This window comes from Lacimicrobium alkaliphilum, assembly GCF_002591895.1.
GTDB classification, from domain to species: Bacteria; Pseudomonadota; Gammaproteobacteria; order Enterobacterales; family Alteromonadaceae; genus Lacimicrobium; species Lacimicrobium alkaliphilum.
Map to the genome: position 1 here is coordinate 58223 of NZ_NISX01000005.1, position 16170 is coordinate 74392.

Annotated in this window: 12 protein-coding genes; 3 read left to right on the forward strand and 9 right to left on the reverse strand. The window is 49.5% G+C overall.

All coding sequences use genetic code 11. From position 1 onward, the window contains the following. Nucleotides 1-18 precede the first annotated feature (18 nt). From CDA54_RS06260 to CDA54_RS06270, 3 genes are read left to right on the forward strand one after another with little or no spacing between them, the layout of a single operon-like run. A complete protein-coding gene (locus CDA54_RS06260; protein WP_099034140.1) occupies nucleotides 19-1824 on the forward strand; it encodes an ABCB family ABC transporter ATP-binding protein/permease in 1806 nt (601 codons plus the stop codon). Beyond that, nucleotides 1824-2033 carry a DUF3820 family protein gene (locus CDA54_RS06265; RefSeq protein WP_099034141.1) on the forward strand — a complete coding sequence of 70 codons (210 nt, stop codon included), beginning with the start codon at nucleotides 1824-1826 and terminating at the stop codon, nucleotides 2031-2033. Before CDA54_RS06260 ends, CDA54_RS06265 begins: the two co-directional genes overlap by 1 nt. 28 nt (nucleotides 2034-2061) lie before the next feature. Continuing rightward, nucleotides 2062-2451, forward strand: coding sequence for a hypothetical protein (locus tag CDA54_RS06270; RefSeq protein WP_099034142.1), 390 nt, complete (start codon nucleotides 2062-2064; stop codon nucleotides 2449-2451). Nucleotides 2452-2472: 21 nt separating this feature from the next. Here the strand turns inward: CDA54_RS06270 and CDA54_RS06275 are convergent, their stop codons facing one another. The 9 genes from CDA54_RS06275 to carB all read right to left on the reverse strand — a co-directional run bounded on the left by CDA54_RS06275 (nucleotide 2473) and on the right by carB (nucleotide 16166). Continuing rightward, complete coding sequence (locus CDA54_RS06275; RefSeq protein ID WP_099034143.1) at nucleotides 2473-3828, reverse strand: ABC transporter permease; 1356 nt, start codon at nucleotides 3826-3828, stop codon at nucleotides 2473-2475. Then, nucleotides 3822-4499, reverse strand: coding sequence for an ABC transporter ATP-binding protein (locus CDA54_RS06280; protein WP_099034144.1), 678 nt, complete (start codon nucleotides 4497-4499; stop codon nucleotides 3822-3824). The genes CDA54_RS06275 and CDA54_RS06280 overlap by 7 nt, the downstream gene beginning before the upstream one ends. A 901-nt stretch (nucleotides 4500-5400) precedes the next feature. Beyond that, the gene (gene cspE, locus CDA54_RS06285; RefSeq protein WP_062478776.1) at nucleotides 5401-5610 is read right to left on the reverse strand and encodes a transcription antiterminator/RNA stability regulator CspE; all 210 of its coding nucleotides are present in this window, start codon (nucleotides 5608-5610) and stop codon (nucleotides 5401-5403) included. Between the two features lie 263 nt (nucleotides 5611-5873). After that, nucleotides 5874-6872, reverse strand: a complete 999-nt coding sequence (locus tag CDA54_RS06290) for a CobW family GTP-binding protein (protein ID WP_099034145.1) — start codon at nucleotides 6870-6872, stop codon at nucleotides 5874-5876. 41 nt (nucleotides 6873-6913) lie between these two features. Beyond that, nucleotides 6914-8116, reverse strand: coding sequence for a chromate efflux transporter (chrA, locus tag CDA54_RS06295; protein ID WP_099034146.1), 1203 nt, complete (start codon nucleotides 8114-8116; stop codon nucleotides 6914-6916). Nucleotides 8117-8304: 188 nt separating this feature from the next. Further along, nucleotides 8305-9648 carry a 5-methyltetrahydrofolate--homocysteine methyltransferase gene (locus CDA54_RS06300; RefSeq protein WP_099034147.1) on the reverse strand — a complete coding sequence of 448 codons (1344 nt, stop codon included), beginning with the start codon at nucleotides 9646-9648 and terminating at the stop codon, nucleotides 8305-8307. Nucleotides 9649-9717: 69 nt separating this feature from the next. Further along, nucleotides 9718-12195, reverse strand: coding sequence for a TonB-dependent receptor (locus CDA54_RS06305; protein ID WP_099034148.1), 2478 nt, complete (start codon nucleotides 12193-12195; stop codon nucleotides 9718-9720). A gap of 273 nt (nucleotides 12196-12468) precedes the next feature. Next, on the reverse strand, nucleotides 12469-12945 hold the full coding sequence (gene greA / locus CDA54_RS06310) for a transcription elongation factor GreA (protein WP_099034149.1): 477 nt from the start codon (nucleotides 12943-12945) through the stop codon (nucleotides 12469-12471). Continuing rightward, nucleotides 12945-16166, reverse strand: a complete 3222-nt coding sequence (carB, locus tag CDA54_RS06315; RefSeq protein WP_099034150.1) for a carbamoyl-phosphate synthase large subunit — start codon at nucleotides 16164-16166, stop codon at nucleotides 12945-12947. The genes greA and carB overlap by 1 nt, the downstream gene beginning before the upstream one ends. Nucleotides 16167-16170: the final 4 nt, after the last annotated feature.

Genomic DNA, 16170 nt, shown 5'->3' on the forward strand with positions numbered 1-16170 from the left:
TCTGCGTCAATTTTTCCAATGCGTCGTAATAAATTTCCTGTAGATCCGGACCAGCCTGTCCCGTGGGCTGTAATCTGGCAACTATTGCCTTACCTGCGTGAATTTAAAGGCAGAATTGTTCTCGCCCTGCTGTGTCTGGTTGGTGCTAAGCTGGCCAGCGTCGGCATGCCTTTTATTCTGAAGCACGTTGTCGATGATCTTAACCTTGAAAACACAACACAGGCGCTGCTCGCCATTCCGCTGTTTCTGATACTCGCCTATGGCCTGTTACGACTTTTTAATGTGCTCTTCGGTGAACTTCGGGACACTTTGTTTGGCCGGGTTACCGAGCGGGCCATGCGTCGTCTCGGATTAAAGGTCTTCGAACACCTGCACCGTCTGGATCTCGACTTTCACCTGAACCGCCAGACCGGCGGACTATCAAGGGATATTGAGCGGGGCACCACCGGCATCGGCTTTCTGATGCGCTTTATGGTGTTTAATATCGTACCCACTCTGCTAGAAATTGCCATGGTGGTAGGCCTGCTGTTTTATAATTACGGTGCGGGTTTTGCTGTGATTATCCTGGCTTCAGTAGTCTGCTATGTGGGTTTCTCCGTCAAGGCCACTCACTGGCGCACTCAATATGTGCGCGAAGTAAATCAGGCCGATTCCTCAACCAACTCCAGAGCCATAGACAGCCTGCTGAACTACGAAACGGTAAAGTACTTTAATAATGAGGACTATGAAGCCCACCGTTATGATCAAGATCTTGCCGGATGGGAAACCGCCCGCCGTAAAAACCGGCTGTCACTATTCGTACTCAATGGTGGCCAGGCCTTAGTCATAGCCAGTGCCATGACTGCTATGATGTTAATGGCAGCCAATGGAGTGGTAGTTGGGGAAATGACCATCGGTGATTTTGTCCTGATCAATGCTTTTACCATGCAGATATTTATGCCGCTGAATTTCCTCGGCTTTGTTTATCGTGAAATTCGAGGCGCGCTGGCCAATATCGAAAACCTGTTTAAGCTACTGGATAAACAACCGGCCATTGACGATGCCCCCGGCGCTCAGCAACTTAAGGTAAAAGGTGGTGAAATACGTTTTCAGCACGTCAATTTCAGCTATCAGCCCGACCGCCCTATTCTCAGACAGGTTGATTTTACTGTCAGCCCGGGCCAGAAAGTCGCCATTGTGGGTGAGTCCGGTGCCGGTAAGTCCACTCTGATCAAACTGCTGTTTCGCTTTTACGACACCATCGAGGGTAAGATTTTGATTGATGGTCAGGATATTGCCGCCGTTACCCAACAATCCCTGCGGCAGGCCATCGGCATCGTGCCACAGGACACCGTACTGTTTAATGAGAGTATTTATGAAAATGTCCGCTACGCCCGTCCCGATGCCAGCGAACAGGATGTGCTGGATGCCATACGCATGGCTCACCTCGATACCTTTATTCGTACTCTGCCAAAAGGGCATCATACCCTGGTCGGTGAACGGGGCCTGAAACTCTCAGGCGGAGAGAAACAACGGATCGCCATTGCCCGGGTGATCCTTAAAAAGCCCCCTATTCTGCTGTTTGACGAAGCGACTTCATCGCTCGATAGTCAATCAGAACAAGCCATACTTAAAGCATTCAGGGAAGTTTCCAGCGGCCATACCAGTTTAGTGATCGCCCACAGGCTCTCAACCGTAGTGGATGCAGACAACATTCTGGTAATGAGTGAAGGAAAACTGGTTGAACAGGGAAATCACGCCCAATTATTGCAAAAACAGGGGTACTACGCCCGACTCTGGTATGCTCAGCAGCATCAGCGTGAACATGACGGGTCTGGCCAGTAATGGATAACAAACATCTTGTAGATGCCATCAATCAAACCATGCCCTTTGGTAAGTATGCTGGCAGAAAACTGCTGGAGTTGCCGGAACCTTATCTTGTCTGGTTTGCGCAGCAGGGTTTTCCAGACGGCAAACTGGGCCAACAACTGGCGTTGATTCATGAAGTCAAAGTCAATGGGCTGGAAGGAATGCTTCGCCCACTGATGAAATAGATTCGTCATAGATTCTTGAGCTAAGCCAATGAAAAAAAGTCAGCAACGCTCCTATCACATCCGTAAAAGTGGAATTAAAGACAAGAATATTGATAAACAGATCCTGGTGTTGCATAAAGCCATGCTGGATAAACTTTGCAAACAGCCGGAATTAGTTATCCAGGTGCTGGAGACTCTTGAACAGCGCAGAGAAACCGGACGCCTTCGCCACGGGGCCTATCTGACATGGTACTGTGCTCTGGAGCAATTACATCACCAACCTGAAGTGATGTATCGCACCCTGCTCGAAGACAGCCCACGGATGCGAAAGCTCAGAAGGAATACACCACTCGCCGGAATCCTAAGCGAAGCGGAACGCCAACAGGCGCTGTTGGAAAGCGCCTGTGGAACACTCAACATAGAACAGCTGTTTAGTTAAGCCACTCGCTTAGCGACATCATTACATCCTGACACTTAATCCTCTGGCCAGAGCGCGGCGATATGACAACCAGGCAGGAAACAGCGCCAATACTCCCGCCAGAGACACGATAAGCGCCAGATACCCTAATGTAGATAACGATAAAGGAACAACGCCGATAAACAGCCCATACTCACTGGTGATCCACTCTCCTAATCCGGCAAGTACCCCCGTCAGAAGCAGGTATCCTAATACTGCACCGGCCAGAGCAATCAGAACGGCTTCCAGTTCAATGATCAACAGCACAAAACTGGCATGAGCACCGATTGCACGCAATACCGCAATTTCTCTTTCCCGCTCCCGCATGGATGCCAGTAACATGGTCGTCATACCCAGCATACTGGCAACCAGCACGAGTAAGGCAATCAGCGCCAGTGCCCGTTCAGCCATACCCATCATCTGCCACAGCTGTGATAACGCCACGCCCGGAATAATTCCCAGCAATGCTTCTTGCTGATATTGGTTAACCTTACGCTGAAAGGTCAGCACGCCGATTCTGGATTTCAGTCCCACCAACATAGCGCTGACCGAATCAGGAATTAGATTCTCATCAACCCTGTGCTCGCTTTGGTTATCACTATGCTGATGGCTGCCACTTTCCTCTTTCGGGTGCTGATGATCGGTGTCAGCAGATGAATGATCGTGCTTATGTTCTTGCTCGCTTTGTAAGGATTTTTGTGGACGGGATAACGCCGTTCGCTGAGGTTTCTCATGTATCACTTCAATCGAACTTAACGACACATGCACCGTCTGATCTACAGGCGTACCGGTCGGTGCCAGTATACCCGTGACCCTGAAAGGGTGCGCATCATGATGAGTGAAACTGACATCTCCGGTGCCATGGGAAATCACCACCTCACTGCCAACCTGGTAACCCAGTCGGTCCGCCACCTCAGCACCCACAACGGCCTGTAATGCCCCTTCAAATAGTTGACCTTCTTTCAGCACCAGGGACTGAGACTGGCCATATTTAAAATGCTCAAAATAGGCCGCTGTGGTACCCAACACCCGATAACCTTTATGGGAGTCGCCCAGCGAAATAGGTACTGTCCATGCCACTTCCGGCGACTGACTAAGCTGCTGATAACTCTGCCAGGAGATATTGTTGGTGGGATTGCCAATACGAAATACCGAATACAGTAACAGATTGGTTGGGCCGGTTCTGGCTCCTACTATCAGATCCACTCCCGATACGGTGCGACTGAAGCTGGATTTCATTTCATTTTTGAGATGATCTACGCCCAGAACAATAAAAGTACTTACGGCAATAGAGAGTACTGTCAGGATCACAGTCAGTTTGCGATTCCACAAACTTGCTCTGGCAAGACTAATCAGCATACCTGCTCCTTGGTGACACAATTGAGTTCAGAAAGGCTTTGTTGTTGATCGAAATGTCCCGCAAGTGACTTATCATGACTGACAAACACAACACTTGCCTGGTTTCGGTCACAGCATTGGAGTAGTAAATCCACGAACTGATCGCGCAACTCTGAGTCCAGTGCTGATGTGGGCTCATCGGCGATAATAATCTCAGGATGATTGAACAGTGCCCTCGCTACAGCAACCCGCTGTTGTTGTCCGACACTGAGTTCACCGGCTTTACGCTCCAGCATTGCAGAATTTAGCTGCAACTGATCAGTAATCTGTTGCAAATGATCAGGCTCAACAGACTCCGTTCGGCCAAAGTGCGCTGCCAGCAGAATATTTTGCCGCACACTGAGATAAGGTAATAAATTAAACTGCTGGAATATAACCCCAATATGCCTGGCCCGAAAACGATCCCGCGCACCGGCTCTGATACTGCTCAGCTCTTGTGAAAGCACTCTGATACTGCCCTCTTGTGGCGTAAGAATGCCACACAGCAGATTCAGCAACGTGGATTTTCCACTTCCTGATGGCCCGTACAAAAACACCTTCTGGCCTTTTTCAACCTGCCAGTGTTCAATATTCAGTACAGCCTTGTCTTGCCAGGCAAATTTTACCTTATCAAGCTGAATTACCGGGTCCATAGCACCTCGCCCTGAATTGATTTTGTTATAATATAACCTTTACTCGAATAGGTGTCAGCAAAGCGGGGAAGACTTATTTGGTTATAACCACGGAGGCACAGAGCGCACAGAGATTTGAATGATTAACCGCTTTGACCTTTTTCGTGTTTTTCGTGGCCAGAGGTCAGTTCCTGAAAACTGAAAGCTGATAAATTTTCTGACTCTGCGACCTCAGCGACTCTGCGAGATCTTAAGCTTTTATTCGTTTGATCTCGCTGAGGCGCGAAGGCGCAGAGATGTTAACACCCTTTCCACGCTCTGTGGCTCGATGGTGAAGTTCGCTTTTCGTGTGGTTGGTCATCAAGAACAAGGCGCTGGATTCCCGCTAACTACATGCGGGAAAGACGCCCGGTCATGCCCGAGTGCCGTTAGCGGGCATCCAGTGACCTTTACGAAAGACATGATTAACCACGGAGGCACACTGAGAACAGAGATTTGAATGATTAAGTGCTTTGACTTTTTCGTGTTTTTCGTGCCTTTCGTGGTCAAAAGCTTTTAAACCACAGAGACACGGAGGACACAGAGGTATCATAATTTAAGCCTTTAGTTCTCAGATCAAGCGCAGGGCAGAAACTAATTCGCCTGACAACGCAGCGTAGCCATACAAGTCCAATAAATTGGAATCTACATGGTATTGCTCTTCTCTGTGCTCTCTGTGCCTCTGTGGTTAAAATGGCGTTTGAGGAGTGTTTTCGTAGACCTTTACTGTCAAAACCCGACCTACATTGCGGGAGAATTTTAGAACAGCTTTAGCTGGCCTGCGCAGCAGGTTAACTACATGGATGTAGTTAACAAAAAAGCCGCTGAAATCAGCGGCTTTTAAAGAATTCGTCATTTGGCTTGTAAACAAGCCTGTCAGAATTTACTGGGGAACTACGTTAACGGCCTGAGGACCTTTTTGACCTTGTTCTACTTCAAAAGAAACAGATTGGCCTTCTACCAGTGTTTTGAATCCGTCACCAGAGATTGCGCGGAAGTGAACAAACACGTCCTTACTGCTGTCTGCAGGTGTAATGAAACCAAAACCTTTATCTTCGTTAAACCACTTAACGGTACCAGTTGTTTTTGACATTTAAGTCTCCAAAAAACATATATATATAACTAACGCTCAACACATAATGTGATGAGTAATAATGCCTGCGAATCTGATTAATTATTTGGGCAACACGCAAAGACTTAATGACAAAAACGTTTGAGGTAAATGTAGCAATAGATCTTAAAGCATAACTATGTTGTAAATAACGGGTCTGACGCTGCAGGCCGGGATCTACAATAACAGCTTTTCCCCCTTTGTACAGCTTTAAATAACAATTAAACGAATTACTTAGCGATTTCTCAGCGTATTTGCACCTGCTGCAAGGCCTGTTCCAGTGAGTCAAATTCATTTTCACTGTCGCTGATACACTCCAGGCGACTATCCAGGCCCTCAGTCAACTCACTGGTACTGAGAACACCGTCAACCTGATTAAACACAAACCAACCCTTGTCCGTGTACATAATGGCCTTAACACGCTGCATATCCAGTCCTAAAAGCAACGACATCAATGCAGTAAAATTAAAGCACGCAGAGGGCGCGAATACCCAGCCGCAGCTATAAAACCCATCAGCACGAGCCTGACGGCGAATAAAACCGGTATCAGGTGCACTGAGGGCCTCCAGTGCTTCGGTACTGTCTTCTGTCCGGTCTCGTTGTGCATTTATCAGCGACTGGCCAAATCCGGCCTTACCCTGTAACCAGTTCGGCTCCAGCTGTCCCTGAGTGACAGAAGTAATCTCCCCCTGATACCCCAGCTCCATTGCCAGTGCTTTTAGTGAATCAGGATCATCAGGCTGGTAAAGATCCGACTTATTGGCAACTAATCTGTCTGCCACCTGAATTTGCTGACGAAAAATCGGATGTTCACTGTAGCGCTTATCTTTGGCTTTGCGGGCATCCACCAGTGTCAGGGTCTGACGCAGATCAAGAATGCCGCGATAATGCTCTGCACTTAAGCTTTGCAGGACCTCAAGGGGATGACCCAGGCCTGTGGGTTCGATTAACAGGCGATCGGGCTTGCTCTGGGCCAGCAATAAATTCAGCGCTATTTGCATCGGCAGACCAGAGGTGCAACACATACATCCCCCCGGCACCTCTTTGATATACAACTGCTTGTTATCACCATTTTGTCTGAGCATATTGCCGTCGATGCCAACCTCACCGAATTCATTCACCAGCACCGCCCAGATTTCACCCTCTGGTTTGTGACTGAGTAAATGCTGTATGGCAGTAGATTTTCCAACGCCAAGAAAGCCGGTAATGATATTAGTAGGAACCGCCTGCTTAATTATCTTCACTTAATACCTCCTTGCGCGAAAACCTCATCCGCTCAGACCTGCTAATGCCAGCCCAAACCTGCGGCTACAGCACAAAACAGTACCACCAGGTAAGGCGGAACCTTCCAGAACATCAACATGGCAAAAGCCAGCAATGCCAGAGAAAAGTCCAGAGCAGTAAGGATTCCACTTTGCCAGACCGGTTGATAGAAAGCCGCCATCAGGATCCCCACCACGGCGGCATTGATACCTTTGAGTGCCTGCTGCACTGAAGAAAAACGCCGTAGTGATGACCAGAAAGGTAACGCCCCCATCACCAGTAAAAAGGCCGGCACAAATATCGCTATCAGCGCCACTGCAGCTCCTGAAACACCGCTAATCGGCCCCTGTGCTGACCCGCCAAGAAACGCTGCAAAGGTAAACAGCGGACCGGGCACCGCCTGCACCGCACCATATCCGGCCAGAAAAGTGTCATTACTGACCATTCCCGTTGGCACGACTTCGGCCTGTAACAGGGGCAGCACCACATGACCACCGCCAAACACCAGTGCCCCGGCCCGATAAAAGCGGTCAAAAAGTTCCAGCAGCGGATTGCCGGTACTGTTTGCCAGTAGCGGCAACAATGCCAGAAACAGGGCGAAAATAAGCAGCAGTAAACCACCGGTTCGTTTGCTCAGTGGTACTGTCATTGCATCATGCTGTGGATGATGCTCAGAGGTACCCAGCAGCCACCACCCCGCCAGACCGCCGGCAAGGATTAACGCCTTCTGAGCTCCCACACCCGGCAGCATCAACAACACCACGGCGGATAGCACCCCAATACTGATACGGGGCAGATCAGGGCATAAATTCCGCCCCATGCCCCAAAGGGCCTGCGCGACGACGGCCACCGCCACCACTTTCAGGCCATGCAGCCAGTCATTGCCAAAATATTGCGTTATTTCGCCGGAATACAGCGCAAATAGCAGCATGATAACCGCAGATGGCAAGGTAAAACCCAGCCAGGATGCCAGTGCACCGCGGATGCCGCCCCATTGCAAACCCAGACCGATCCCCACCTGGCTACTTGCGGGTCCTGGCATAAACTGACACACCGCCACCAGCTCAGCATAGGCCTGTTCACTCAACCATTTGCGCTTTTCGACAAATTCGTGCCGAAAATACCCCAGGTGTGCCACCGGGCCACCAAAGCTGGTTAACCCCAAGCGTAAAAATATGCCTAAAAGGGTAAAAAAGCCAAGTCTGGGGATTTTCTCTGAAGCCATCTCAAATATCGCTATATATCCGGATATAGTTAACAAAACAGACTAAACGATTAACCGCGTCCAATCACTAAAATTCCGGGAGAATTTTAGGACAGCTTTAGCTGGCCCTCTTAGAGGGTGAGTCTCAGGGAAGAGGTGAACAAAAAAGGTGACCTGCACCACCTTTTGTTATTCAACGTAAAGCAGGATCAGTGATCGTGCCCCTCTTCTTCTGCACCAATCCCCAACCAGAGGATCTTATCCGGGGTAAAATCCAGTTCCAGCTCGGCGGTGATTTCGGCACTGTCCAGATCCACGGTAACGATATGCCCGGCGATAAGATCTGAGATATAAATCACATCCTGGCTATGGGATATTGCCATTGAAAAGCCGCTGCCTTCAGGCATCGAATCCGCTTCCTCACTGACATGCACTTTGGCGCCAAATTCCCAGGGAGACGCTTCTTCGCCAGCATCATGGTCATGATCGTGATGCTCAAGGATACTAAGATGACCGCTGTCATCCAGCACCACAAAGCCTTCACCATGTTCGACAAAGCCATATCCTACAGGGCGCGCATTATCTTCATTCTGCCAATCGATGCTCAACATTTCTCCATCTTCAGGGTCAATGGAAAACAGCGTTGTACCTGCGATACCGATAAAAATCTCGTTATCATGATGGCCTGCGAGAGTACCAATCCGCATACCTTCCGCAAAGTCATCGGTATTAACAATTTTACTGGCGGTAAAATTATTGCCGCTTTGTTCGATCAACACTACGCCGTCTGTACAGGCAAAGCTGATAAAGTCATGATTCTGAGCACTACCATGTAATCCCGGGCAACTGACATCAAAGACCAGCTCTATATCGAAATGATCATCATGCTGATGATAAAGGGCAATCTTATCCGGTAGCGTACTATCGCTGTCTGCGTCACGAACAGTTGAGAGCAGATACTCACCGCGAACTTGTGCTGCACCATGCATATGGGTGTTGTAACTTAACAGCGGATATTCACCATCATCTTCGACAGTGTGTTCATCGAACACTGCAACCCCGGCGGGAATGCCCGTAACAGCGTTGCCATCAAAAAATACTGCGGTTTGTCCTTCGCCATAGGTAATATGGGTGGGGCGACTGTCATTAAGGGTAAAAGCGGCCAAGGCCGGATCCTGTTCAAACGCGTCAAAGTGGTCACCATGTTCTTCCTGCCAGAGTCCACCGTCCAGAAATTCCACCAGGTCCTGGTTACGTTGCACCAACATGGCATATCTTGAGCCTGAAGTGGCATATAAAGCACTAACCGGATTCACCGTAGTAAAGTCAGCCATCAGATCGTTATCATTTAGATCAAAAACACTAACCTGGTTGGCATCTTTTGCACTGACAATCAGGCGGCCGGCACTGCTATGTTCATCACCGTGATCATCGTCATGGTCGTCTTCAACGATTGGCTCTTTTTCCACTATTGTGGTGGTAGCATCACCACAACCACCCAGTAGTGCGGCAGATACCATCAGGGCCAATAAACTTACTTTGGATTGCATCATTCTTATTCCCTTGTATTTTCGACTGAATATTTTGACGCAGAGAGCATTGCACTCTCTGCCTGAACTAAATCAGAAGTAACCGCGCACGCCGACGGCCAGAGAACGGCCCGGTAACGGTGCGATGTCTTTTAAGAAAGAGGTATGTACCCTGGCCTCTTCATCGGTCAGGTTGCTGCCTTTAAGATAAAAAGCGAGCTCATTGCCGTTCAGCGGCAGGTGATAGGTGACACTGGCATCGAGCAGGGTATAACCGGCAGTTTCCGTTTCCAGCTCTGCTATCCTGTCCTGTTTAAAGTAGCGGGTCAGACCAATATCAGCGCTAATCTGATCCTGCTCGTATTTAAGGTTGGCACCCAGGCGAAGAGGTGGAGTTCTTGGCAGATCACCACCCTGCTTTAATCTGGCACGGATATAATCTCCCTGTACCACCAGCTTAAAGGGTGCATTAATCTGCCAGCTTAGCTGAGCCTCAAAGCCATGCAGGATGACGTCTTCCTGAGCGAAGATAAATACCGGCAATTCATCAGCATGCAACTCCTCTTCAGCGCCATGTTCTTCCTCGTCATGACCATGCTCATCTTCACCGTGATCATGTCCGTCGCCGGCAAAGAGTCCGGTTGCCTGCTGATAATAAAAGTCATCAGCCTGGTTATAAAAGGCATTGAGAATAAAACCAAAATCCCCGCTGATTTTGCGCAAACTGATGTCCAGATTAGTGGAAGACTCCAGATCCACCTGCTTATCGGTTATATCAAGATAGGGTTCGCCATGTTCATCTTCAAACAGTCCAAAAATAGCGCCCACTTCAAAACTGTTAGTGCCGATATGCGGGCCGAAAGAGAGTAACTCCGCCGCCGAAGGTGCCCGCTGAGACCGTGACAGTGATAACCCGAGGTTATATCCGGGATGAAAATCCCACACCAGCCCGGCGGACAAGCTGTAAGGCTCGAATTTATGTTCTGCGCTGAACACCCTGGTCAGTCCTTCAGAATGTTCCTCCTCATGAGCAGATTCATTACCATGGTCTTCTTCATGAACTTCATCACCATGCACCGCAGATTGGGGAAACATTACTCTGTCGGCACGGACTTCAACACGCTCTATACGGGCACCAAGCTGAACCAGTACATCACCAAAATGCCGTTCTTCCATCCAGCCAAGCGCCAGCATCTCGGTGTCGGAGGGCGGGGAAAAGGCTTCGGCGCCCTGCGCTTCAAAATCACTTTGCTTATAATGCAGACTCAGGCCACCACGCCAATCATGATAGTGCTGATGTAAAAGCTCAACCCGGGCTTCTTTGCTGGTATTCTTAAATAAAGTCCCTACCTCACCCGCTTCGATTTCTGCATGCTCATAATCGGTATAGGCAAACCTGGTATTAACGCCGCTGATAAAGGCATGATCGAAGCTTAGTTCGCTCAAAAGCTGAAATCTGTCCTGCTGCATATCGGCGTAAACGGCTTCCTCGCCCTCTGCTTCCTCATCATGGTCATGCTCCTCTTCATCGCCATGTGCATGACCGGGAATGCCATATTCGCGATCCATGCGGCCATAGGAGAATCCAACAAAGCCATTATCCAGCAGGTAACTGCTACCCAGAGTAAAACCCTGGGATTCCGATCCGGTATTCTCTACCCGCCCGTACCCTTCTTCTTCATGTTCATGAGCATGATCATCGTGCTCTGACTCTGTTTCTGCATGGCCGGGAATACGGTAATCATCACTCTCACGCCAAAAACCATCCACATACAGGCCAACGTTTCCACTGCCGGTATTCAACGATGCCGAAGCCAGTTTCTGGTTGTTGACCGAGTCTCGCTCCAGTGTTGTTTCCCCGCGGGTAACAGTGTCTTTGGGAACACGATTGTCCACCACATTCACCACGCCGCCTATGGCGCCACTGCCATAAAACAATGTGGAAGGACCACGCAGCACTTCAATTTGCGTAGCTGTGCTGGTTTCAGACGAAACCAGATGATCGGGCCCCACCCGGGAGGCATCACCGGCATCCAGGCCATTCTGGGTAATCATCACCCGCGGCCCGTCAAGGCCACGAATGATGGGGCTGCTGGCAACAGAAGCGTAAAAACTACTATGCACTCCCACTTCGTTTTTCAGGGTATCGCCTAAGGTTGAGGCCTGGCGCATTCTTAAAGAATCTCCTGCCAGAACGCTGACGGGTATGGAAGACTCCAATGCCGAGGAATGAAAAGGTGTGGCGGTAACATCCACCACTTCGATGCTGGTGTTAAGCATGGTCAGGTTCAGGTCTTTTAAGCCTTGTTCAGGAACCTGAACATCCTGATTCAGATGCGCAAAACGCCGGGCTGATAAGTGTAACTCCAGAATTCCGGTGCGAACCTTATCAAACTGGAATCTGCCTTGCTGATCAGACACTTGTGTCTGATTGGTACCCATAATCTGTACCCTGGCCCCTGCCACGGGTTCTCCGGCAGAATCTGTGATACGCCCCTGAAGAGACTGAGCCGCAGCAAGAGGTGAGAGCAAAGCTCCGATAGTGGCCGCCAATATTGTTAGTTGTTTCATTTCACTCCCGAATAATGTTATATCATAACCAAAGTAGTTGTGACGATGTTCTTCCCGTCAGCACAAATATAGAAATGGCTACGCACTTGTTCAATGTCATTATGTTATATTATAACATTTACAATGTTCAAGCCTTTTTATTAAAACGAGACAAACAGCACAATACCTTGGGTAAGTAACAGTTACCCGGTGAGTAATACCCCCTTCCGAATAGAGAAACAAAAACGGCGCCAGAAGGCGCCGTCAGGGAACTATTATCAAAGGAGTTAGTGGCTAAACATACTTCACATCAACAATTTCATATTCCACCACACCTGCCGGTGTATTAATGGGAACAACATCATCCACTTCTTTACCAATTAAACCGCGAGCAATGGGTGAGTTCACCGAAATCATATTCTGCTTCAGGTCAGCTTCGTCATCACCTACTACCCTGTAAGTCGTTTCCTCATCGGTTTCCAGATTGAGCAACGTCACCGTCGTACCGAAAATCACCTTACCATTATTGGGTAGTTTGGTGACATCGATGATCTGCGCATTTGAAAGCTTTGCCTCAATATCCTGGATTCGTCCTTCACAGAACCCTTGCTGCTCCCGGGCAGCATGATACTCAGCATTTTCTTTCAGATCTCCATGCTCACGTGCTTCCGCGATGGCCTGAATAATCTGCGGCCTTTTAACTGATTTAAGTTCATTCAGCTCTTTGCGCAGCATATCTGCACCTTTGGCTGTCATAGGAATTGATTGCATTAACGAGTCACTCTCTCATGTAGTTCTTGTAATGAATTTACGCGGGCCCTGTCGTCGGCCTCCTGCGCATTCATGGTTGCAAAGGCTGCATTCATTGTGGTGGTGTATGCCACCTTATTCAACAGGGCTTCCCGCCTTATATACACGGAATCATTAATAGCCTGTCGGCCTTCGGTTGTATTAATAATGTAGCAGTACTCACCATTTTTGATCGCATCGACAATATTTGGTCGTCCTTCGGCAAGTTTGTTCACCACGGCACAATCCAGGCCCGCTTCATTGAGTACCAGCGCCGTGCCTTTTGTGGCTTCGAGTTTAAAGCCCTTGGCCAACATCGCTTTGGCCAGCTCTATAACACGACGTTTATCGTTTCCACGCACAGATAACAGCGCCTTGCCCTGTCTGGGCAGGGGCGCACCCGCGCCCAGATTAGCTTTGGCGTAAGCTTCCTCAAAGCTCTCCCCTACCCCCATTACTTCGCCGGTACTGCGCATCTCAGGGCCAAGTAATGGATCCACACCCTGGAATTTGGCAAAGGGAATAACCACTTCTTTAACCGAGAAATATGGCGGGATCACTTCGCTGGAAAAACCCTGCTCAGTGAGTTTCTGACCCGCCATGGCCCGGGCGGCGATCTTTGCCAGTGGTACCCCGGTTGCTTTTGAAACAAAAGGAATGGTGCGCGCGGCGCGTGGGTTAACTTCAATCAGATAGACTTCACCATCTTTCACCGCAAACTGGGTATTCATCAGTCCGACAACACCAAGCTCCAGCGCCATGGCTCTGACCTGATCGCGCATCTTATCCTGAATATCCTGTGGCAGCGAGTAAGGTGGTAAGGAACAGGCCGAATCACCTGAATGCACTCCGGCCTGTTCAATATGCTCCATAATGCCACCCATGACCACGGTCTCACCATCACTGACAGCATCCACATCCACTTCGATAGCATCATCGAGGAAGCGATCCAGCAGTACCGGAGATTCGTTGGAAACCTTAACCGCTTCGTTCAGATAGCGTTTCAGGTCTTTAACATCATAGACAATTTCCATGGCCCGGCCACCCAGTACATAGGAGGGGCGCACCACCAGTGGAAAGCCGATACGCTTGGCCTGATCAATGGCCTCATCAATATTGCTGACCGTCGCATTAGCAGGTTGCTTCAGATCCAGCTTATGTACCATCTGCAGGAAGCGCTCTCTGTCTTCTGCCCTGTCGATGGCATCCGGCGTGGTACCGATAATGGGTACCCCATTGGCCTCCAACGCCCGGGCCAGTTTCAGTGGCGTCTGCCCACCGTATTGCACAATCACGCCTTTAGGCTTTTCAACCCGCACAATTTCCAACACATCTTCTAACGTCACCGGCTCGAAATACAGCCGGTCGGAGGTGTCATAATCGGTAGATACCGTCTCGGGGTTGCAGTTAACCATAATGGTTTCGTAACCGTCTTCGCGCATGGCAAGGGCTGCGTGTACGCAGCAATAGTCAAATTCTATGCCCTGCCCTATACGGTTAGGCCCGCCGCCCAGTACCATGATCTTATCGCGGTTACTGGGGTCTGCTTCACACTCTTCATCGTAGGTGGAATACATATAGGCGGTACTGGTAGCGAATTCCGCTGCGCAGGTATCCACCCGCTTGTAAACCGGTTTAATATCCATTTTATGACGCTGACTGCGCACATCGGCTTCCGCCACGCCCAGAATATCCGCCAGTCTGGCATCGGAGAAACCTTTGCGCTTAAGTGTGCGCATCAGCGTTGCATCGATACCGGCTAAGCCTAGTTTTTCGACCTTAGCTTCTAACTGCACCAGTTCTTCGATCTGAACCAGGAACCAGGAATCAATATTGGTTAGCTCAAACACCTCTTTTACACTCATGCCCAATCGAAACGCATCGGCCATATACCACAGACGTTCGGCTCCTGCTTCACGCAGTTCACGGACAATTTTGGTTCTGGCATCAGAGTCAGATAAGTCCACCACAGGATCAAAACCTGAGACATTCTGTTCCAGTCCGCGCATGGCTTTTTGCAAAGATTCCTGCTGATTACGACCGATGGCCATCACCTCACCCACAGACTTCATCTGCGTGGTTAAGCGATCGTTAGAACCGGCAAACTTTTCAAAATTAAAGCGCGGTATTTTGGTCACCACATAATCTATGGCCGGTTCAAAGGAGGCTGGTGTAAGGCCGCCGGTAATTTCATTGGAAAGTTCATCCAGGGTATATCCCACGGCCAGTTTGGCCGCAACTTTCGCAATCGGGAAGCCGGTGGCCTTGGATGCGAGTGCCGAAGAACGGGATACCCTGGGATTCATCTCAATAATCACCAGACGACCGGTTTCAGGATCGACACCAAACTGCACATTGGAGCCGCCGGTTTCCACACCGATTTCACGCAATACCGCCAGTGCCGCATTACGCATAATCTGGAATTCTTTATCGGTCAACGTCTGTGCCGGGGCTACAGTAATGGAGTCACCGGTATGAATACCCATAGGATCGATATTTTCAATGGTACAGACGATAATGCAATTATCGTTTTTATCCCGCACCACTTCCATTTCGTATTCTTTCCAGCCTATCAGAGACTCGTCAATCAACAGCTCTTTGGTGGGTGATAAGTCCAGGCCGCGGCGACAGATCTCCTCAAATTCTTCAACATTGTATGCGATGCCGCCACCGGAGCCGCCCATGGTAAAAGAAGGACGAATAATACAGGGAAAACCAATTCGACTTAGTACATCGTGGGCCTGGTCCATACTCTGGGCAATTTCGGCTCTGGGGCACTCCAGACCAATGGCTTTCATAGCCTGATCGAAACGGTCGCGATCTTCAGCTTTGTCGATAGCATCAGCCGTGGCTCCGATCATCTCTACGCCAAACTCTTCCAGTACACCGTATTTATCGAGTTCCAGCGCACAGTTAAGGGCTGTCTGCCCTCCCATGGTCGGCAATACTGCATCGGGGCGCTCTTTCTCGATAATTTTCTTTACCACTTCCCAGTGAATAGGCTCGATGTAGGTGGCATCGGCCATTTCCGGGTCGGTCATGATAGTGGCGGGATTTGAGTTCACCAGAATCACCCGGTAGCCTTCTTCGCGAAGCGCTTTACAGGCCTGCGCCCCGGAATAATCGAATTCACAGGCCTGGCCAATAACGATGGGGCCAGCGCCGATAATAAGAATACTTTGTATGTCTGTACGTTTTGGCATGCTC